Origin of the sequence: Simiaoa sp., assembly GCF_051972595.1 — a bacterium.
In the GTDB taxonomy this organism is placed as follows: Bacteria; Bacillota; Clostridia; order Lachnospirales; family Lachnospiraceae; genus Acetatifactor; species Acetatifactor hominis.
Genome location: NZ_JBOKRY010000050.1, coordinates 1 through 20,948, shown reverse-complemented (window position 1 = coordinate 20,948; position 20,948 = coordinate 1). Strand labels below are relative to the sequence as shown.

The 20,948-nt window shown below is 48.2% G+C and carries 17 protein-coding genes; all 17 read left to right on the top strand.

Translation table 11 applies throughout. The annotated features are described in order from the left end of the window. Window positions 1-280: 280 nt before the first annotated feature. The 17 genes from ACTRDR_RS13365 to ACTRDR_RS13285 all read left to right on the top strand — a co-directional run bounded on the left by ACTRDR_RS13365 (window position 281) and on the right by ACTRDR_RS13285 (window position 20,858). The gene (locus tag ACTRDR_RS13365) at window positions 281-640 is read left to right on the top strand and encodes a GntR family transcriptional regulator (protein WP_440528066.1); all 360 of its coding nucleotides are present in this window, start codon (window positions 281-283) and stop codon (window positions 638-640) included. 45 nt (window positions 641-685) lie between these two features. Beyond that, on the top strand, window positions 686-1,384 hold the full coding sequence (locus ACTRDR_RS13360; RefSeq protein WP_176862215.1) for an ATP-binding cassette domain-containing protein: 699 nt from the start codon (window positions 686-688) through the stop codon (window positions 1,382-1,384). Then, window positions 1,378-2,271, top strand: coding sequence for a hypothetical protein (locus tag ACTRDR_RS13355; protein WP_440528064.1), 894 nt, complete (start codon window positions 1,378-1,380; stop codon window positions 2,269-2,271). Before ACTRDR_RS13360 ends, ACTRDR_RS13355 begins: the two co-directional genes overlap by 7 nt. A 77-nt stretch (window positions 2,272-2,348) precedes the next feature. After that, window positions 2,349-5,924, top strand: coding sequence for a DUF5717 family protein (locus ACTRDR_RS13350; RefSeq protein WP_440528062.1), 3,576 nt, complete (start codon window positions 2,349-2,351; stop codon window positions 5,922-5,924). Between the two features lie 50 nt (window positions 5,925-5,974). Then, the gene (locus ACTRDR_RS13345) at window positions 5,975-7,213 is read left to right on the top strand and encodes a DUF5716 family protein (protein ID WP_176862209.1); all 1,239 of its coding nucleotides are present in this window, start codon (window positions 5,975-5,977) and stop codon (window positions 7,211-7,213) included. Window positions 7,214-7,270: 57 nt separating this feature from the next. Then, the gene (locus ACTRDR_RS13340; protein WP_440528060.1) at window positions 7,271-8,122 is read left to right on the top strand and encodes a hypothetical protein; all 852 of its coding nucleotides are present in this window, start codon (window positions 7,271-7,273) and stop codon (window positions 8,120-8,122) included. A gap of 16 nt (window positions 8,123-8,138) precedes the next feature. Continuing rightward, window positions 8,139-9,299: a hypothetical protein gene (locus ACTRDR_RS13335; protein WP_176862205.1), complete on the top strand. Its 1,161-nt coding sequence runs from the start codon at window positions 8,139-8,141 to the stop codon at window positions 9,297-9,299. 108 nt (window positions 9,300-9,407) lie between these two features. Then, entirely contained in the window at window positions 9,408-10,208 is an 801-nt protein-coding gene (locus ACTRDR_RS13330) for a transporter substrate-binding domain-containing protein (RefSeq protein WP_440528058.1), read from the top strand. Window positions 10,209-10,253: 45 nt separating this feature from the next. After that, a complete protein-coding gene (locus ACTRDR_RS13325) occupies window positions 10,254-10,904 on the top strand; it encodes an amino acid ABC transporter permease (protein ID WP_440528057.1) in 651 nt (216 codons plus the stop codon). 22 nt (window positions 10,905-10,926) lie between these two features. Beyond that, a complete protein-coding gene (locus tag ACTRDR_RS13320) occupies window positions 10,927-11,712 on the top strand; it encodes an amino acid ABC transporter ATP-binding protein (protein WP_440528055.1) in 786 nt (261 codons plus the stop codon). Between the two features lie 112 nt (window positions 11,713-11,824). After that, window positions 11,825-12,700 carry a phosphoribosylaminoimidazolesuccinocarboxamide synthase gene (locus tag ACTRDR_RS13315; RefSeq protein WP_176862201.1) on the top strand — a complete coding sequence of 292 codons (876 nt, stop codon included), beginning with the start codon at window positions 11,825-11,827 and terminating at the stop codon, window positions 12,698-12,700. A gap of 53 nt (window positions 12,701-12,753) precedes the next feature. Beyond that, the gene (gene purF, locus ACTRDR_RS13310) at window positions 12,754-14,205 is read left to right on the top strand and encodes an amidophosphoribosyltransferase (protein WP_440528053.1); all 1,452 of its coding nucleotides are present in this window, start codon (window positions 12,754-12,756) and stop codon (window positions 14,203-14,205) included. Window positions 14,206-14,432: 227 nt separating this feature from the next. After that, entirely contained in the window at window positions 14,433-15,890 is a 1,458-nt protein-coding gene (gene purB / locus ACTRDR_RS13305) for an adenylosuccinate lyase (protein ID WP_440528051.1), read from the top strand. 102 nt (window positions 15,891-15,992) lie between these two features. Beyond that, entirely contained in the window at window positions 15,993-17,399 is a 1,407-nt protein-coding gene (locus ACTRDR_RS13300; protein ID WP_440528049.1) for an amidophosphoribosyltransferase, read from the top strand. Between the two features lie 277 nt (window positions 17,400-17,676). Then, the gene (locus ACTRDR_RS13295; RefSeq protein ID WP_440528047.1) at window positions 17,677-18,969 is read left to right on the top strand and encodes an adenylosuccinate synthase; all 1,293 of its coding nucleotides are present in this window, start codon (window positions 17,677-17,679) and stop codon (window positions 18,967-18,969) included. Between the two features lie 263 nt (window positions 18,970-19,232). Then, window positions 19,233-20,138 (top strand): LysR substrate-binding domain-containing protein, encoded by a 906-nt coding sequence (locus ACTRDR_RS13290; protein ID WP_176862191.1) that lies wholly within the window; start codon window positions 19,233-19,235, stop codon window positions 20,136-20,138. 114 nt (window positions 20,139-20,252) lie between these two features. After that, the gene (locus ACTRDR_RS13285; protein ID WP_176862189.1) at window positions 20,253-20,858 is read left to right on the top strand and encodes an HAD-IA family hydrolase; all 606 of its coding nucleotides are present in this window, start codon (window positions 20,253-20,255) and stop codon (window positions 20,856-20,858) included. Window positions 20,859-20,948 lie beyond the last annotated feature (90 nt).

Sequence of the window (20,948 nt, the reverse complement as noted above, 5' to 3'; positions counted from 1 at the left end):
GCCCCAATGCGGGCTACTGGGATTCGATAGCATTTCTTAATTAACTCTCAATTTACCATGTTGTAACAAGTGTAATACCAACAATTTTCATCGGACAAGCTCAAAAACCTCTTGACAGATAAAAAAATATGACGTATTATTGTATTAAATAAATAATACAGTAAAATATACAATGAGTCAGGGCGCATCGACAGAAACGATGTGCGACAGATAGCAAGGAACAAACAGTAGAAACAAACAGCAAGAAACAGACAATAAGAAACAAGAAAGGATGATGGAAATGGCTTGGGAATTAGATGCTGGCAGACCGATATACGCGCAGCTGGTAGAGCGGATCCAGAGGAAAATCGTATCCGGTCAATATCGGCCGGGAGAGAAGCTGCCGAGCGTCAGGGATCTTGCAACAGTGGCGGCAGTGAATCCCAATACGATGCAGAAAGCATTTGCCGAACTGGAGCGGAGCGGTCTGATCGTAACACAGCGCACCAGCGGCAGAACCGTGACGGAGGACACCGAACTGATCAGGAATACCAGAGAACAGCTGGCGGTCGGACATGTCCGGAATTTTATCAACAACATGCAGGAACTGGGATATCAGAGTGAAGAGATTCGGAATCTCTTCGACAAGGTCCAGCTCTAAGATGAGGTGTGAGTCTATGAAAAACGAAGAGAGGCGGGAACAGAAATGAATAATCTTGTGGAAATTGTGAATCTGACCAAGAAATACGGCTCCAATGTGGCCGTGAATAACCTGACGTTAAGTCTCCCCAAGGGGAAGATCATCGGTCTGTTGGGACCAAACGGCAGCGGTAAGACGACCCTGATCAAAATGCTGAACGGTCTGCTGACACCGACGGAAGGCACTATTATGATCGACGGCAATTATGTGGGACCGATGACCAAGAGCAAGGTGGCTTATCTGCCGGACCGTACCTATCTGACGATGAATAAAACCATCCGGGAGATCCTGGAATATTTTCAGGATTTCTATGCGGACTTTTCCAGAGAGCGTGCAGAAGAGATGCTGAAGAGTTTAGGGATTGACCCTGCTGTGAAGATGCGGACCTTATCCAAAGGCACAAAGGAGAAGGTACAGCTGATCTTAGTTATGAGCCGGAATGCCAGTCTGTATATTCTGGATGAGCCGATTGCCGGTGTGGATCCGGCAGCGAGAGATTACATCCTGCGCACCATCATCAACAACTACAATCCGGAAGCTACGGTGCTGATCTCCACCCATCTGATCGAGGATGTGGAGCAGGTGCTGGATGAAGTGATCTTCATGCGCTACGGTCAATTGGTGTTATATACATCCGTTGACAATATCAGAGAAGAGAAGGGTAAGTCTGTAGATGCTTACTTCAGGGAGGTATTCGCATGTTAGGAAAGTTGATGAAATATGAATGGAAAAATACCTGGAAAGCGGGCGTACTGATGCTCCTTGGAATGTTTGTGGTCACTGTGATCGGCTGCGTGGTATTACGCATGCCGGGAGGACTGGTAACGGAGATTGCGGACGGCAATAACATGAATGCGACACAGAGTTGGTTTGTACTCTCTTCCTTTGTGGCAACACTGATCCTGTATGTGATCATGCTGCTGGCGTCCACCTGGGGAATGCTGATTTTTTTGGGCATCCGCTTTTACCGCAGTATGTATACGGATGAAGGCTATCTGTCCCACACCCTGCCGGTAACAGCTAACCAGCTGTTTTTAAGCAAGGTACTGGTCTCCGGTGTCTGGTATCTGTTCCTTACGATAGGCATCGGTATCTCTGTGGCGGCACTGATCGTGTCTCTGATGACAGGCCTTTTAAATATCGGTGAACTGAGTAGTGTACTGACACAATATAATGGGAATATCTGGGAATTTCTGGCAGATGCTTTTTATGAACTTGGCAGAACATACGAAGAAGAGATGGGGATCAATCTGTTGCATTATGGGATCACGCTGCTCTTAACCTATGTGGCAGGACCTTTCATTACTATGGTCACCCTGTTCGGAGCCCTGACGATCGGTCAGCTGTCTTCTAAACATAAAGGGTTCATGGGAATTCTGGTCTATGCGGGAGTGACGATCCTGTCGTCCATCATCGGCAGCACCGTACAGAGCGCATTCATGTTTGGTGCCAATGTCGCAAACAGTGCCAGTGGAATCACGGTGAGCACCAATTCCGCCTATGATATTAATGTGATCACCAGTCTGCTCTTGGCGGCAATCATGTACGGGGTATCTTATTACATCATGAACCGAAAATTAAACCTCGACTAACCGGGTATACACCTTGCCCTCAACTGGTAAATTTGATATAATAAATCCAAATGACAACAGGGAACGGGTGAAGGTACATGCAGGAGATTATTGATAGAATTTTAGGAGGAAACTTCGATTACGAGAACGGTTCTTTGGAATTCTCCTGCTCTAAAATAGAAATTTCGCTGTCGCAGGGGACGGCGTATGAGGGCTCTTTTCACATCCTCTCTGCATCGGACGGCTATGTAAAGGGATCTGTGATCTCGGACCATCTTCAGATGGAATGTATGACAGATCAGTTTACCGGCTCCGATGCAGAAATTTTTTTCTGCTTCCACGGTGAGAATTTGGAAGAAGGGGATGTGGTGAAGGGCTCTTTTTCAGTAGTCAGTAATCGTGGAGAGTATAATCTCCCCTTTGTGGTGACCGTGGAACATGGCGTATTAAATTCTTCCATCGGTCCTATAAGAAATCTGTTCCATTTCGCGAATCTGGCGAAGAGTAACTGGAAGGAAGCGGTGCGGTTGTTCTACAGACCGGAATTTTTACGGCTGTTTACGGGGAACGATGCCCACTTTTATGAAACCTACCGGATGTTGTCCGCCTGTGAAGGCAACGAACAGAACATGGAAGAATTCCTGATCTGCATCAATAAAAAGCAACAGATCGAATTTCTGGTGGAAGAGAAGGAACTGGTGAAAAAGCTGCCCCGCACGGAAGGCAATTACGGCGTGTCGGAGAATAGCCTGACCATTGTAAGAAACGGCTGGGGATATACCAATCTGCAGATCGAATGCGAGGGAGAGTTTGTTTTCACGGAAAAAGAAAGCTTAAGTGATGATGATTTCCTCGGCAACCGGTGCAGACTTCCCGTGTATATTGACAGCAGTGTATGCAGACCCGGTAAAAATTTCGGAAGAATCTATATCTACAATGCCTATATCTCCATAGAGATCCCGGTGATGGTACAGTTAGGAGACAGGACGGCGGTGCGGCATGCAGATCACAGCCATATGCAGTGCATCTCCCAGATCATGAAATATTACGAAGAATTCCGTCTGAAAAAAATCGGCACGGGCACCTGGCTCTCAGAGACCGGCAAACTGGTAGAACGTATGGTGACCATGGATGAGAAGGATGTGTCGGCGAGACTGTTCCAGGCACAGCTTCTGATCACGGAGGAACGTTACAACGAAGCAGGCTGGATATTAGATCATGCAGCGGACATGCTGGAAGCACAAAAAGCCACCGGTGGAGAACTGTGGGCATATTATCTGTATCTGACGACACTGATCCACAGAGATCCCCAGTATACCATGCAGATCGCAGAGCAGGTGGAGCAGATCTACCGCTATGACAAGAGCCGTTGGAGAGTGGCATGGCTTCTGCTGTATCTGTCGGAGGAATACAACCGGTCCACCTCCGGAAAATGGATGTTTCTGGAAAAACAGTACCAGTACGGCTGTTCCAGCCCGGTGATCTATCTGGAGGCATTGGCACTTTTAAACGGGAATCCGGCACTTTTGCGGAAACTGAATGGCCTTGAACTGCAGGTGATGCATTTCGGAGTGCGGCACGCAGCTGTGAATGACAGTCTGTTGGAACAGCTTTTGTATCTGTCCGGCAGGGTACGGGAGTATTCCCCGCTGCTATGCAGGATTCTGAAAAAAATGTATGAGAAGAAAGAAGATGTACGAATTCTCCAGGAGATCTGCAGCCTGTTGATCAAGGGCAGCAAAACCGGACCGGACGCATATATCTGGTACCAAAAGGGAGTGGAGAGTCACCTGCGGATCACGAATCTGTATGAGTATTATATGGCTTCGGTGGATATGGATTCCGCTATGGAACTGCCGAAGGTGATTCTGATGTACTTTTCTTTCCAAAACAATCTGGATTATGAACACAGCGCGTTTTTATACGCTTATCTTCTGAAGCACAGAGAAGAATATGAGGAACTGTATGAACATTACGAACCGCGCATCGAGCGTTTTGTGATCGATCAGATCCAGAAGCAGCATATCAACAGACACCTGGCGGTATTGTATCAGCGGTTCTTAACGCCGGCGATCGTGACGGAGGCCATGGCGAAGCCGCTGTCAAGGCTTCTGTTTGCCCATCTGGTCAGAGTGGAAGACGACAGAATGCGCAGGGTGATCGTCTGTCAGCCGGGCAACCGGAAGATGAAGGAGATTCCTTTATTAAATGGCACAGCATGGGTGGCAATCTATGGGAATGAATATACCCTTGCTTTTGAGGATGCTTATGGCAACCGGTTCCTTAAAAATGTGGAATATACCCTGGAAAAGCTGCTGGTGCCCGGAAAATATCTGCGGCTTTTGGAACATTATGTGCCGGATACGGTGGAACTGGATCTGTATCTTGCGGAGAATGACAAGGGAGAAGAGACACTGTCTTCGGCAAAGTTGATGCGGATGGCAAGACTGGCAACGTCGGATGCCGTGGAACCGGCATTCAGACGGAACCAGGCGGTAAGACTGGTACAGGCCTATTTCGATGCGGACAATATGCAGGCACTGGATGAATATCTGCAGGAGCTGGACGGCGGGGAATTCACTGCGGAGCAGAGGGAGATATTGCTTCGCTTCCTGGTGTTACGCGGGAATTATGAAAAGGCATATCAATGGATCGAAAGTTATACACCGTATTTTGCGGATGCGAAAATATTGCTTCGCCTTACGGACGCACTGATCTCACAGGCTGCACACAGTGGGGAACCTGCGTTATATGCAGCGGCACTGTCCGCCTTCCGAAGAGGCAAATATAACGGAAATATTCTGGAATATCTGGTGCGTTATGCTGTGGGAACTACGAAGGAGTTGCGGGATATCTGGAAATCTGCCAGATCCTTTGATGTGGACTGCTATGAGCTCAGTGAGCGTATTTTGGTACAGATGCTGTTTTCCGGCGCTTTTGTGGGAGAGAGAATGGATATCTTCCGTTATTATGTATCCCAGGGAGCGAGACAGGAGATCGAGGAAGCCGTACTGGTACAGAGCTCCTGTGACTATTTCTGCAGAGAAAAGCTTACGGAAGAATATATCTTTCGGGAGATCCGGAATACTTACCTGCGGGGTGAGGAGACACAGCGGATCTGTAAACTGGCGTATCTGAAGTTCTATGCGGAGAACCGGGACAAGATAGAGAGGGAAGACGAAGTGTTGATCCGGGATTTCCTGGAGGAAATGATGCGGGATCATATTCATCTGAACTTTTTCCGGGAATTCAGAGATTGTCTGCCCAAACTTCAGGAGCTGAAGGATAAGACCATCGTGGAATATCATACCAAAGCCGGTGTCCGGGCAAGAATCCATTATGTGATGATGCAGGAGAACGGTCAGGCGGAGGATTATCTGTCGGAGTACATGCAGGAAGTGTACAGCGGTGTATTTTTCAAAGAATTCGTATTGTTCTTCGGGGAGAACATTCAGTATTACATTATGGAGGAATCCGAAAGCGGCGAGCAGCTCACGGAGAGCGGCAGCCTGCAGAAGAGCGATATCATGAATGATAATCCGGACAGCAAGTATGAGATCATCAATGACATGATGATCAGCATGACCCTGCAGGATGATGATACACTGGATCATCTGATCGAAGAATATTATCGGAGAGAATATCTGGATCACAGGTTGTTTACCTTACAGTGAGACCTGAAAAAGAATAACAAAAAGGATAACAGAGAGGAGGCGGAAGGAAGATGCGGCTGCCGGGAAGTGAAAAGGTGATAGTCGGATATGATCTGGGCAGCAGATATGCGCAGATCAGCTGTTATATTGCAGGCAGTGGGGAAGAGATCAGAACACTTTCTTCCGTGGCGGGATCACAGGTATTTACCATCCCGTTGGCACTCAGCAAAAGACAGGGTGTGAATCAGTGGTTCTACGGGAGCGAAGCAGTAAGATATGCGCAGGAAGAGGAAGGGATCCTGGTGGAGAATCTTCTGAAGCTTGCAAGGGACGGAGAACCGGTGCAGATCGACGGTACAGCGCTGGACCCCGTGGCGCTGTTAACCCTTTTCCTGAAACGGAGTCTGGGACTGTTATCTCAGGTGACGAACGCGGAGAAGATCGGGGCGTTGATGATCACCTGTGAAGAACTGGATTCCCGTATGTTAGAAGTACTTGCTGCGGCAACGGCGGGGTTACATCTGAAGACAGAACAGATCTGTTTTCAGAGTCATGTGGAAAGCTTTTACTATTATAATCTGTACCAGCCGGAGGAATTGTGGCGGCATAAGACGGTGCTGTGTGAATACGCGGAGCACTCCATACGCACTTATTGCATGGAATGCAATCGCCATACCACGCCGGTGGTAGCCTATATGGAAGAGCGGGAGTTCCCTTTCCCGGTGCCGGAATCGGATGAGAAAATGTTGGAGATTGCCACCAGCCTGTGCGGTAACCAGATTGTCTCTTCGGTCTATCTGATCGGTGAGGCGTTTTCTCAGGAATGGATGAAGGAATCGTTACGCTATCTGTGTCATGGAAGAAGAGTCTTCCAGGGTAACAATCTGTTCAGCAAGGGTGCCTGTTACAGTATGATGGAGCGGCTGGCTCCCAGTGAAGCAGGGAAAAACCATGTGTTTTTAGGCGATGATAAATTAAAATCCAATATCGGAATGAAGATTTTACGACAGGGGGAGGAATCCTACTGTGCGCTTCTTGATGCGGGAATCAACTGGTACGAAGCGAAGAACAGCATGGAATTCTACCTGCTGGAAGGACGGGCAGTGGAGATCCTGATCACATCCCTGACAGGCAAGGGGAACCGGATCGCCAGAATCGTCCCCGAGGAACTGCAGGAGGGAATCACCAGGCTTAAGATCAGTGTGGAGATGCGGGATGATACGCATCTTATGGTGGAACTGGAAGATCTGGGATTTGGCACATTTCGTGCGGCAACACACCATATCTGGAAAGAAGAGATTGAACTGTAAGCGACCGGACGAAAGAACTGGCTGACAGCTAAAAGTGGATGGAAATGAGGAATGGAAATGAGGGCAAGTCTGTGCGTAGGTGAATATTGTGAAAATGCCTATACAGTGGAAGAACTGGGGATCAGTGTCTGCTGCATGGAGGAATTGTGTTATTGCCTGAAGGAGAATGCTTTCCTCTTAGACCTGTCCATTATGAACGACAAACTGGCAGACTGGATCGGAGAGGAATGTAAGGTCAGAGAACTGGCAAAGCAGCTGTACCCCATGATACATAAGCAGGGTTCCTTAAGTGTATTCGTACTGACCATTTTACAGTATGTGGGAATGTATGGTGAAGAGGATCTTAAGCAGGTGGAACAGGTGCTGAAGCAGGGAGCCGGACTCAGCAATCTGGAGAAACGCAAAAGCCAGATCGACTATATGGTGGAAAAGCGGAAATACGCTGCTGCCATCCGTGGATATGATATGCTGTTAGAGACCTGGAGTACGCTGGAAGCGGAAGGAAGAGAGCTCCCGGCAGGAAAGGTAAGAGCCTCTATATTACATAATAAGGGGGTGGCGCTGACCGGGCTGATGCTGTACGACAAGGCTGCGGAGCAGTTCAGAGAGGCCTGGCAGTCGGATCCGGACAGAGTACATCTGGACGCCTATCTTGCAGCAAAACGGATGGAACTGCCGGAGGATGCCTATGTGGCTTTTGCAGCGCAGAATCCGGAGTTTTATACAGAGTCCCTGGAACTGGAGAAAAGTATGGAACAGTTCGGCAGGGAATGGGAACAGCAGCCGGAGTACAGGCAGCTGCAGCTTCGCAGTACCTGGCGGGCAGAAGACAGACAGAAGTATGATGCAGAGAATGAGAGACTGACGACAGCCCTTAAAAACAGCTATCGGACCAGTGTGAACGTATAACAGACAGGAGAAAAAAATGGCATGGTGGAACCGCTTTTTTAAGAAAAAAGAACCAGTACAGCAGGAAGAAGACTGGGAGCAGTTGGTCTATACAAGGAACGGCGTGAATTTTGACGAGGAGGACCAAAGAAAGCGTTATATTGTAAACTGTCTCGAACAGATCGCGGAAGCTTCCAAGGAGATCGATCTGCTGACCGGAGAATATACGTTAGTGACTTCCTATCTGACGGATACGGATGAGATTGAGGCTCTGCCCCAGGAACAGCGCTCACAGGTGAACAGTACCGCTGCTAAACTGGCAGGTCTCGAGCAGGAGCGCAACAGATACCGGGAGAAAAAGAACCGCATGCGGGATGCGGACTTCTATGCGATCCGCAAGAGAGAGGACGAGATCGAAGAAGGAATTCAGAAAATCCGTGAGGGCGAAAAATACGGCAATCTGGTCAGACAGGATCTGCACAGACTGGACGGAGAGAGACATGCCTACGAATACCGGAGGAACGAACTCGAGAACCTGATGAACAATCAGAGAGGAATGGCGGTAATATTTTTTACGGCACTGGTAGTGTGCGTGATCATGCTGGCAATCTTACAGTTCGGATTTGATATGGATGTCTATGTCGGACTGTTTCTGGCAGTGGGAGCGGGCGCCGTTGCCATCTCTTATGTCTGCATCAAATATATGGATGCCGGACGGGAACTGCAGCGGGTGGAGAAGACCATCAACAAGATCATTCAGCTACAGAATAAGGTCAAGATCCGCTATGTGAACAACTGTCAGCTGATGGAATATCTCTATCTGAAATACAATACGGACAGTGCGGCGAAGCTGGAGAAACGCTGGAAATTGTACCAGGATGAAAAGGAAGAGCGCAAGCAGTTCGCGGAAGCGGAAGCGAAGATGGAGTATTATCAGAAACAACTGGTGGAACAGCTGTCGAATTACCGCGTGCAGATGCCGGAGCGGTGGATCAGCCAGACAGCGGCACTTTTAGATAAGCGTGAGATGGTGGAGATCCGCCATGAACTGATCCAGAGAAGACAGGCACTCCGTAAACAGATGGATTACAATCAGGAGGTGGCGGAGAGTGCCCGCAATGAAGTAAAAGAAGTGGCGGCACTCTATCCGAAATATGCGCAGGAGATCCTCTCAATGGTGGAGCGTTACGACCGATAAAGAATTGACAAGACCCTCCCGTTATGTTACTATGACACCGTGTTAGCAATTTACCATGCTAAAGTATACACGCGGCCAACAGTGAGTGGCAGAACGGGAGGATGTATTATGAAAAGAGTATTAGTGGCATTATTGGCGATCAGCATGGCAGCAGGTGTTCTTACCGGCTGTGGTTCTAAAGGATCTGATAAGACATTTACCGTAGGTTTTGATGCGGAATTTCCCCCTTACGGATATCGTGATGACAATGGAGAATATGTAGGCTTTGACCTGGATCTGGCAGCGGAAGTATGCAAGAGACAGGGCTGGGAGCTGGTAAAGCAGCCTATTGACTGGGATGCGAAGGATATGGAGCTTTCCTCCGGAGCCATTGACTGTATCTGGAACGGTTTCACCATGAACGGCAGAGAGGATGCCTACACCTGGACCGAGCCCTATGTGGATAACAGCCAGGTGTTCGTCGTAGCAGCAGCTTCCGGTGTACAGAATAAGGAAGAGCTGGCAGGCAAGGTTGTAGCGGTACAGAAGGATTCTTCCGCACTGGCTGCACTGAATGATGAAGAGAATGCCGATAACATTGCACTGCGTGATTCCTTTGCACAGCTGATCGAGTATGCGGATTATAACACTGCTTTCATGGATCTGGAGCAGGGTGCGGTAGATGCCGTAGCCATCGATATCGGTGTGGCACAGTACCAGATCGCCCAGAGAGAAGCAGGGAAGTTCGTTATGCTGCAGGGCGAGGATAACAAGCTGGCAGTAGAGCAGTACGCCGTAGGTTTCCTGAAGGGTAACGATGAGTTAAGAGATACCGTGCAGAAGACCCTCGATGAGATGGCAGCAGACGGTACTTTCACACAGATCGCTGAAAAGTGGGGACTGACCGACAGTGTCTGCCTCGGTAAATAACAAAAGATAATTGATGTAAGTCAGGATAATTAAGGAGTAGATTTCATGAGTTTGCTGACCATGAGTGCCCAGCTGGCAGAGGGCTTTCTGATAACGGTGGAAATATTTGTACTGACCCTTTTATTCTCTCTTCCTCTTGGACTGATCGTAGCCTTCGGAAGAATGTCGGGATGTAAGGTGATCCGCATTATTTCCAAAATTTACATATCCATCATGAGAGGAACCCCTCTGATGTTGCAGATCATCGTGGTGTATTTCGCACCCTTTTATGTGTTTCGCATGCACGTGGGAACGGGGTATCGTTTCCCGGCGGTGATCGTGGCATTCGTGATCAACTATGCAGCATATTTTGCGGAAATCTACCGTGCGGGAATCGAATCTATTCCGGTGGGACAGTATGAGGCTGCGCAGGTGCTGGGTTACAGTAAGGCACAGACCTTCGTGAAGATCATTATGCCGCAGGTAGTGAAGCGGGTGCTTCCGCCGGTGACCAATGAGACCATCACATTAGTCAAGGATACTTCTATGGCATTTACCATTTCCATCGCGGAGATGTTCACGGTGGCGAAGCAGATCGGAGCAGCACAGACCAGTGTGGTTCCGCTGCTGGCAGCAGGTGTATTCTATTATATCTTCAATCTCGTTGTGGCATCCTTCATGGAATACCTGGAGAAGAAGACATCTTATTACAGATAGGTGACAGACAGGAGTATCGTATATGGAACAGACAGACGGAGAAATCCTCTTAGAAATGAATCATGTGAAAAAAAGCTTTGATGGCACCGGAGTGCTACAGGATATCTCCCTGACCGTGAAAAAGGGAGAGGTGGTCTCCATTATCGGTCCCTCCGGTTCCGGGAAGTCTACACTGCTTCGCTGTGCAACGCTTTTGGAAAAAATGGACGGTGGCGAGCTGATCTATTTAGGACAGACGGCAGCTTCGGAGAAAACGGATAAAAACGGCAGAATACAGTGTGAATATGCATCGAAGGCGGAATTGCATAAGATCCGTAAATGTTTTGGGCTGGTATTTCAGAATTTTAACCTTTTCCCCCATTATACCGTGATGAAAAATATCATCGATGCGCCGATCCATGTGGATAAGGTAAGCCGCACAGAAGCCGTGGCGAGGGCGGAGAAGCTTTTAGCGCAGCTAGGGCTGTCGGATAAGGCAGATGCCTATCCTTACCAGTTGTCCGGCGGACAGCAGCAGAGAGTATCCATAGCCAGGGCACTGGCACTGCAGCCCAAGATCCTGTTCTTCGATGAGCCGACCTCAGCACTGGATCCGGAACTGACGGCAGAAGTATTAAAGGTGATCAGACAGCTCGCAAGTGAACATATGACCATGATCATCGTGACCCATGAAATGCAGTTTGCCAGAGAAGTCTCCGACCGTATCATTTTCATGGAGCAGGGCGTGATCGTGGAGGAAGGTTCTCCCGAAGCACTTTTTACAACGGAAAATGCCCGTGTTCGGGAATTTATCGGAAAGTTGCAGTAAAAATATATTGATTTTTTTTCGCAAATCTGTTTATCTATTAGGTGTGGGTTTATCTTGCCCACACCTATTCCAATAAAAGACTGAAAAACATAAGAATGCGAGGACTGATGGTATGAGCGTACAGGAAATGAAACCGATCAAGGAAGGTAAAGTTCGTGAGATCTACGACAACGGAGATACCCTGATCATGGTGGCAACTGACCGTATCAGCTGCTTTGATGTGATCTTGGACAACACAGTAACGAAGAAAGGAACTGTGCTGACCCAGATGTCAAAATTCTGGTTTGATATGACTGAGGATGTGATCCCCAATCATATGGTATCCGCTGATGTTAAGGATATGCCCGAATTTTTCAGACAGCCCAAATTTGACGGCAACAGCATGATGTGCAAGAAGCTGAACATGCTCCCCATCGAGTGCATCGTTCGTGGATACATTACCGGAAGCGGCTGGGAAAGCTACAAGAAGAACGGTACCGTATGCGGCATCAAGCTTCCGGAAGGTCTGAAGGAAGCAGATAAGCTTCCTGAGCCCATCTATACCCCTTCCACCAAGGCTGAGATCGGAGATCATGATGAGAACATCTCCTACGAGCAGAGTGTGGAATATCTGGAGAAGCGCTTCCCCGGAAAGGGAGCAGAATATGCTGCCAAGCTTCGTGACTATACCATCGCTATTTATAAAAAGTGTGCGGATTACGCACTGACCAAAGGAATCATCATTGCAGATACCAAGTTCGAGTTCGGCCTGGATGAGAACGGCAATATGGTACTGGGAGATGAAGTGCTGACTCCCGACAGCTCCCGCTTCTGGCCGGTAGACGGCTATGAGCCCGGACATGGACAGCCCTCCTTTGACAAACAGTTCGCCCGTGACTGGTTGAAAGCCAATCCCGAAAAGGGCTGGAAGCTGCCGGAGGAGATCGTGGAGAAGACCATCGACAAATACCTTCAGGCATACAAGATGCTGACAGGAAAGGATCTGTAAATAACAATTTTGGGTATTCCTTTTTGCGGGGGCAGGAAAGGTAAGGCTTACAAGTGACGGACAACATTTATATCCAGACAGAAAATAACGATAAATTAAAGGAAGAATGTGGTGTCTTCGGCGTGTACGATTTCGACGGACACGATGTGGCATCTACGATCTATTACGGACTTCTGGCATTGCAGCACAGAGGTCAGGAGAGCTGCGGTATCGCCGTCAGCGATACAAACGGACCGAAAGGAAAGGTCTTAAGCAGCAAGGATATGGGACTGGTCAATGAGGCATTTACACCGGAACACCTCGAGAAGTTAAAAGGGGATATCGGTGTGGGACATGTCCGCTATTCCACAGCGGGCGGTTCCACCAGAGAGAACGCACAGCCGCTGGTACTGAATTATGTAAAGGGTACTTTAGGACTGGCACATAACGGTAATCTGATCAATGCTCCGGAACTGCGGAGAGAGTTAGAGTACACCGGAGCTATTTTCCAGACCACCATTGACTCCGAGGTCATTGCGTACCATATTGCCAGAGAACGTCTGAATTCCAAATCCGTAGAAGAAGCGGTGGGCAGAGCCATGACGAAGATCAAGGGAGCCTACTCCCTGGTGGTGATGTCTCCGAGGAAGCTGATAGGTGCCAGAGACCCTTATGGTTTTAAACCGTTATGTATTGGTAAGAGAGACCATACCTATTTTCTGTCCAGTGAGACTTGCGCGCTGGATACAGTAGGAGCTGAATTTGTCCGTGATGTGTTACCCGGTGAGATCGTGACCATATCTCCGGAGAAGGGGATCGAGTCCGACACGAGCCATGTGCTGAAGCCTGCGGATACCGCAAGATGTATTTTCGAGTATATTTATTTCGCCAGACCCGACAGCTTTATCGACGGGATCAGCGTGTATGATTCCCGTATCCTGGCAGGAAAGTTCCTGGCTATGGATTCCCCGGTGGATGCGGATCTGGTCATCGGCGTACCGGAGTCCGGTAACTGCGCTGCCATGGGATATTCCATGCAGTCCGGGATCCCTTACGGTATGGGATTTGTGAAAAATGCCTATGTGGGCAGAACCTTTATCAAGCCGAAGCAGAAGAGCAGAGAGAGCAGTGTACAGGTCAAATTAAATCCTATCCGGGAAGCTGTGGAGGGCAAGCGTGTCATCATGATCGATGATTCCATCGTCCGCGGCACCACCTCCGACCGTATCGTGAAGATGTTGCGGGAAGCAGGAGCAAAGGAAGTCCATATGAGAGTCAGCTCACCGCCTTTTCTGTGGCCCTGCTATTTCGGCACAGATGTTCCGGCGAGAGACCAGCTGATCGCATATAACCGTTCCGTGAAGGAGATCAGTGACCTCATCGGTACAGACAGTCTGGACTATCTGAAGATCGAGAGACTGGAAGAACTGGTGGGCGGTAAGCTCGGCATCTGCAAGGGCTGCTTTACCGGCAAATACCCTATGGAACCGCCTGCGGAAGATATCCGCGGAGAATTTGATAAATAAAAGATGACTGTTCAGAAACCCTTAGAATAAGAAATACTGATACGTCATGCTTGCATGTAAGTAGCAGTTTTCTTATTCGCAAGGTGACTCGAATAGGGTCACCATACCACACATGAACAAAATTAGCTGTGAAGCAGCGGGAAAGTATGTGTAACATACGGTTTTGAGAATGTGTGGGATGGGTTTGGAATAGTTGTAATAATTAGAAAATAAGAGGAGCAAGACAAATGAGTACAGGTACAGACAGATATCAGAGCCCGTTATCCGAACGCTATGCCAGTAAGGAGATGCAGTATATTTTCTCCACGGATATGAAATTCCGCACATGGAGAAGGCTGTGGATCGCACTGGCAGAGACGGAGAAAGAGCTGGGACTGTCCCAGGACGGGAAACCCGTCATCACAGATGAGCAGATCGAGGAATTGAAGGCACACGCAGAGGACATCAATTATGATGTGGCAAAAGAGCGTGAGAAGCTGGTACGTCATGATGTTATGAGCCATGTATATGCATACGGACAGCAGTGCCCCAAGGCAGCCGGAATCATTCATCTGGGTGCGACCTCCTGTTACGTGGGTGACAACACCGATATTATCGTGATGACAGAGGCATTGAAATTAGTCAGAAAAAAGCTGATCAATGTCATGAAGGAACTGGCTGACTTTGCAGATAAGTATAAGGCACAGCCTACCCTGGCATTCACTCATTTTCAGCCTGCACAGCCTACAACCGTAGGTAAGAGAGCAACATTGTGGCTGCAGGAGTTCTCTCTGGATCTGGAAGATCTGGATCATGTTCTTGGTACCATGAAGCTGTTAGGCTCCAAGGGGACCACCGGAACCCAGGCATCCTTCCTGGAACTGTTCAACGGGGATCAGGAGACCATCGACAAGATCGATCCCATGATCGCTGCCAAGATGGGCTTCAAGGAGTGCTATCCCGTATCCGGCCAGACCTATTCCCGTAAGGTGGATACCAGAGTAGTCAACGTACTGGCAGGTATTGCAGCATCCGCACACAAGATGAGCAACGATATCCGTCTGTTACAGCACCTGAAGGAAGTGGAAGAGCCGTTTGAGAAGAATCAGATTGGTTCCTCCGCAATGGCATATAAGCGTAATCCCATGAGAAGTGAGCGTATTGCGTCTCTGTCCCGTTATGTGATGGTGGATGCACTGAATCCCGCGATCACTTCCGCTACCCAGTGGTTCGAGAGAACTCTGGATGACTCTGCAAATAAGAGACTGTCCATTCCCGAAGGCTTCCTTGCTATCGACGGTATCCTGGACCTGTGCCTGAACGTGGTAGACGGTCTGGTAGTATACCCGAAGGTGATCGAGAAGCATATGATGAGTGAACTGCCCTTCATGGCTACCGAGAATATCATGATGGATGCTGTAAAATTAGGCGGCAACCGTCAGGAGCTGCATGAGCGTATCCGTGAGCTGTCCATGGAGGCGGGCCGCAACGTGAAGGTAGAAGGAAAAGAAAACAATCTGTTAGAGCTGATCGCCGCAGATCCTGCATTCCCCATGGGGCTGGAGGAACTGAAGGCATCCATGGATCCTTCCAAGTATATCGGACGTTCTAAGGAACAGGTGGAAGCATTCTTGAAGAACGTGATCTATCCGATTCTGGAAGCCAACAAAGATCTCCTGGGCGTAAAGGCAGAGATCAATGTATAAATAGAAATCATATCATCACAGAAATCCGTCATTCGACCAGGAGAGCCAATGGCGGTTTTCTGCGTTGCGGAGAAATATCAGAGAGAGCAGGAGATAACTAAAATGGGTGGATTTTTTGGAGTCGCAGCAAAAGAAGACTGTGTATTTGATCTGTTTTTCGGAACAGACTATCATTCCCATCTGGGAACCAGACGCGCCGGAATGGCAGTTTACAGCAAAGAGGAAGGTTATAACAGAGCCATTCACAACATCGAGAATGCGCCGTTTCGTACCAAATTTGACAAGGATGTCAATGAAATGCGGGGTAATCTCGGTATCGGATGTATCTCGGATTTTGAACCCCAGCCGCTGATGGTGCGTTCCCATCACGGAACTTATGCCATCACTACGGTTGGTAAGATCAATAATACCGATGCTATTATAAAGGATCTGTTCGCAAAAGGACATTCCCATTTCCTGGAGATGAGCGGCGGAGACATCAACGCCACGGAGCTGGTGGCAGCCATTGTGAATCAGAAGGATAACCTGGTAGAGGGCATTCAGTATGCCCAGGAGATCATTGAAGGTTCCATGACGCTTCTGATCATGACACCGAAGGGAATCTATGCGGCCAGAGATAAGATGGGACGTACTCCTGTGGCCGTGGGCAAAAAGGAAGGGGCATATTGCGTCTCCTTTGAAAGCTTTGCTTATCTGAACCTGGGATACCAGCCGGTACGTGAACTGGGACCGGGAGAGATCGCAGTGGTGACACCGGAAGGCGTGCGGACGCTGGTACAGCCCGGAAAAGACATGAAAATCTGTACCTTTTTATGGGTATATTACGGATATCCTTCTTCCTCTTACGAAGGAATCAGTGTTGAAAAAATGCGTTATCAGTGTGGTGCCAAGCTGGCGGAGCGTGATCATGTAAAGCCGGATATCGTAGCCGGTGTACCGGATTCCGGTACCGCCCATGCAGTGGGATATGCGAACCGTTCGGGGATTCCGTTCTCCCGTCCGTTTATTAAGTACACCCCCACCTGGCCGAGATCTTTTATGCCGACGATACAGACCCAGAGAAATCTGATCGCCAAGATGAAATTAATCCCGGTACATGACCTGATCCAGGATCAGAGCCTCCTGCTCATTGATGATTCCATTGTCCGCGGTACGCAGTTGAGAGAGACGACGGAATTTTTATACCAGAGCGGTGCGAAGGAAGTACATATCCGTCCGGCATGTCCCCCCTTGTTATACGGTTGTAAGTATCTGAACTTCTCCAGATCCTCCTCCGAGATGGATCTGATCACCCGCCGTGTGATCAAGGAGATCGAACAGGAAGGAAGAGAGATCAATCTGAAAAATTATGTGGATCCGGATACGCCGGAGTATGAAGAAATGGTAAGCAGGATAGGCAGACAGTTGAATTTTACTACTTTGCAGTTCCAGAGACTGGATGACATGATCGAATCTGTGGGGATCGGAAGAGACAGACTCTGTACCTATTGCTGGGATGGCAGAGAATAATGTGAAAAGAACTTCTGATCACTCAGAGCATAGGCTCTTTCGTGAAGAAGTTCTAAGTTTCACATAGCACGAAGCAATTCGTAGGCATCAAAGTCGTGGACTTTTGACCCCAACGTCATATAGATGTAGGTTATATAAAATATAATAAATATTGATTTTACTTATATCACAAAGTGTTGTATACTAAGAGACAGTGTGAGAGAAACATTGTTCTCTCAAAAGAGTAAGAGATTTGAGTTAGACTTATCACGAAGCGTGATAAAGAATGGAGGAAAACATGGTAAAGGCAGTTGTAGGAGCCAACTGGGGCGATGAGGGAAAAGGAAAGATCACAGATATGCTGGCAGAGAAAGCGGACATTATCGTACGTTTTCAGGGCGGCGCGAATGCAGGACATACTATCGTAAATAATTATGGTAAATTTGCTCTGCACACCCTTCCTTCCGGTGTATTTTACAATCATACCACCAGTGTGATCGGTAACGGTGTGGCATTAAACATTCCCATCCTGATGAAGGAGATCAAGTCTATCACAGACAGAAATGTTCCCATGCCTAAGATTCTGGTATCCGATCGTGCACAGATGGTAATGCCTTATCATATTTTATTTGATCAGTATGAGGAAGAGAGACTGGGTGGCAAGTCCTTCGGTTCCACCAAGTCCGGCATTGCACCTTTTTATTCCGATAAGTATGCGAAGATCGGTTTCCAGGTAAGTGAGTTATTTGATGATGAATTGCTGGAGGAAAAGGTACAGCGCGTCAGCGAGATGAAGAATGTCATCTTAGAGCACCTGTATCATAAGCCTCTGATCGATCCCACAGAGCTGTTAAATACCCTGCATGAGTATCGTGACATGATCGCACCTTTCGTATGCGATGTATCCGCATTCCTGGATAAAGCACTGAAGGAAGGCAAGACCATTCTGTTAGAGGGTCAGTTAGGTACCATGAAGGATCCGGACCACGGTATCTACCCTATGGTAACTTCTTCCTCCACTCTGGCAGCATACGGTGCCATCGGTGCAGGTATTCCTCCTTATGAGATCAAGCAGATCGTTACCGTAAGTAAAGCATATTCTTCCGCAGTAGGAGCGGGAGCTTTCGTATCCGAGATCTTCGGTGACGAGGCAGATGAGCTGCGCCGCCGCGGCGGTGACGGCGGTGAGTTCGGCGCTACCACCGGACGTCCCAGACGTATGGGCTGGTTCGACTGTGTAGCTACCAAGTACGGCTGCCGACTGCAGGGTGCTACCGATGTAGCATTTACCGTACTGGATGCACTGGGATATCTGGATGAGATCCCTGTATGTGTAGGCTATGAGATCGATGGCGAAGTGACCACTGATTTCCCTGTAACCTACAAGCTGGAGAAGGCTAAGCCCGTACTGAAGAAGCTCCCCGGATGGAAGTGTGATATCCGCGGCATCAGAAAGTTCGAGGATCTGCCTGAAAACTGCAGAAAGTATGTAGAGTTCATTGAGGAGCAGATCGGCTTCCCTATCACCATGGTCAGCAATGGCCCCGGAAGAGAAGATATCATTTATCGTGAGAGTCCTCTGACGAAATAATTATAGAGTATCATACGAATCAAGATATAATGAGCGCAAGTGAGCCAATATGCTTGCATAATTGGCGAACGGCGAATTTGATCATGATCGTTGCGAAGCAACGGTAAGCACCGTAGGTGCGAATCATGATATAATGATCATCAAGGAAAACAGGTGGCTGCAAAGCAGACATTTGTTTTATGATTCATAGTAGTGCAGGAAAAGGGCATGGCGCGGCAGAAGATGCAGCCTATGTCCTTTTTGGATACCGGAGATGTTACAATATGATCAATAATTTGGAAGCATATAAAGTATTTTATTATGTGGCAAAATGCGGAAGTGTGACGAAGGCAGCAGGAGAACTGTCTATTTCACAGCCAGCGGTCAGTCAGGCTGTCAAGCAGCTGGAAAACACTTTGGATGTGTCACTTTTCCACCGGGCGGCAAAAGGTGTGCGCCTGACCGGTGAGGGAGAACTGCTGTATTCCTATGTGGCAAAAGGATATGAACAGATCGAACTGGGGGTGAAGAAGGTCCATCAGATGCAGAATATGGAGCTGGGTGAAGTCCGGATCGGTGCCAGCGATATGACACTGCAGTTCTATTTGCTTCCCTATCTGGAGAAATTCCATGAGCAGTATCCCGGAATCAAAGTGATCGTCACCAATGCACCGACGCCGGAGACTCTGAATTATTTGAGAGAAAGCAGGATTGATTTCGGAATTGTCAGCACACCGTTTCCGGAGAGACCGGATATTCAGATGATGCCGGTGCGGGAGATTGAGGATGTGTTTGTAGCCGGGAGAAGATTTTTCGGATATAAAAATAAAACACTGGATTTTCAAGAACTGGAGAGCCTGCCGCTTATTTTTCTGGAGAAAAATACCAGCAGCAGAAGCTATATGGATGAATTCCTTGCGGGCAACGGCGTCTATGTGCAGCCGGAGTTCGAATTAGCCACCAGTGATATGATCGTACAGTTTGTCAGAAGGAATCTTGGCGTGGGCTGTGTGATGCGGGATTTTGCCAGAGATTATGTGGAATCTGGCCTGCTTTTTGAACTCAGGTTCAATAAAATGATACCGAAGAGACAGTTCTGTGTTGTAAGGAATACGAAAATGCCTATGGCGCCGGCGGCGGAGAAACTGCTGGAGATCATGGAACTGGATGTGGCAGCTGCTACGTTATAAAGAGGTCGATATAAATGACGCAGATGGCGTATGCAAGAGGTATAAAGAGGCCGATATAAATGATGCAGATGGCGCATGCAAGAGAATATACAAACGGATAGGAGACGGGATAAGATGATACGTAATATAATATTTGATATTGGAAATGTACTGACTGATTATCGCTGGGAAGGATTTCTGGCAGATAAGGGATTCGATGCGGAGATGATTCAAAAGATTGCCAAAGCATCCGTGATGCATCCGGCATGGGCAGAGTATGACCGCGGTACCTGGACGGATGAACAGGTACTGGCTGCGTTTGTAAAAGATGCACCACAGCTGGAGCAGGAGCTATATCAGGCATTTACGAGTATTGCCGGAATAGTAACTCCGAGAGCATATGCAATTCCCTGGCTGCAGGAATTGAAATCGAAGGGATATCATGTGTATTATTTGTCTAATTTTTCCCGCAAGGCCGAGGTGGAATGCGCAGAGGCATTGAATTTCCTGCCGGAGATGGAGGGTGGTATCCTGTCCTATAAGGAGCATCTGATCAAGCCGGAACCGGAGATCTACCAGTTGCTTTTGAAACGTTATGGATTAAAGGCAGAAGAGAGCGTATTCCTGGATGATACCCTGAAGAACGTCGAAGCCGCCGAAAAACAGGGAATCCATGGTATCCACTTCCTGACCAAAGAGCAGGCGGAAGAAGAACTGCGCAAGCTTGGCGTGGACTGCTAAATTGAGAGTTAATTAAGAAATGCTATCGAATCCCAGTAGCCCGCATTGGGGCTACTGGTTTCCTTTAAAACAGCCTTAAACTAATGAAAA

Bases quoted from the DNA above. Each gene is read 5' to 3' on its own strand.
- ACTRDR_RS13320 (WP_440528055.1), top strand. From the start codon at position 10,927: ATGGAACAGACAGACGGAGAAATCCTCTTAGAAATGAATCATGTGAAA.
- ACTRDR_RS13365 (WP_440528066.1), top strand. From the start codon at position 281: ATGGCTTGGGAATTAGATGCTGGCAGACCGATATACGCGCAGCTGGTA.
- ACTRDR_RS13340 (WP_440528060.1), top strand. From the start codon at position 7,271: ATGAGGGCAAGTCTGTGCGTAGGTGAATATTGTGAAAATGCCTATACA.
- purB (WP_440528051.1), top strand. From the start codon at position 14,433: ATGAGTACAGGTACAGACAGATATCAGAGCCCGTTATCCGAACGCTAT.
- ACTRDR_RS13315 (WP_176862201.1), top strand. From the start codon at position 11,825: ATGAGCGTACAGGAAATGAAACCGATCAAGGAAGGTAAAGTTCGTGAG.
- ACTRDR_RS13295 (WP_440528047.1), top strand. From the start codon at position 17,677: ATGGTAAAGGCAGTTGTAGGAGCCAACTGGGGCGATGAGGGAAAAGGA.
- ACTRDR_RS13360 (WP_176862215.1), top strand. From the start codon at position 686: ATGAATAATCTTGTGGAAATTGTGAATCTGACCAAGAAATACGGCTCC.
- ACTRDR_RS13335 (WP_176862205.1), top strand. From the start codon at position 8,139: ATGGCATGGTGGAACCGCTTTTTTAAGAAAAAAGAACCAGTACAGCAG.
- ACTRDR_RS13350 (WP_440528062.1), top strand. From the start codon at position 2,349: ATGCAGGAGATTATTGATAGAATTTTAGGAGGAAACTTCGATTACGAG.
- ACTRDR_RS13290 (WP_176862191.1), top strand. From the start codon at position 19,233: ATGATCAATAATTTGGAAGCATATAAAGTATTTTATTATGTGGCAAAA.
- ACTRDR_RS13325 (WP_440528057.1), top strand. From the start codon at position 10,254: ATGAGTTTGCTGACCATGAGTGCCCAGCTGGCAGAGGGCTTTCTGATA.
- ACTRDR_RS13355 (WP_440528064.1), top strand. From the start codon at position 1,378: ATGTTAGGAAAGTTGATGAAATATGAATGGAAAAATACCTGGAAAGCG.
- ACTRDR_RS13285 (WP_176862189.1), top strand. From the start codon at position 20,253: ATGATACGTAATATAATATTTGATATTGGAAATGTACTGACTGATTAT.
- ACTRDR_RS13300 (WP_440528049.1), top strand. From the start codon at position 15,993: ATGGGTGGATTTTTTGGAGTCGCAGCAAAAGAAGACTGTGTATTTGAT.
- ACTRDR_RS13345 (WP_176862209.1), top strand. From the start codon at position 5,975: ATGCGGCTGCCGGGAAGTGAAAAGGTGATAGTCGGATATGATCTGGGC.
- ACTRDR_RS13330 (WP_440528058.1), top strand. From the start codon at position 9,408: ATGAAAAGAGTATTAGTGGCATTATTGGCGATCAGCATGGCAGCAGGT.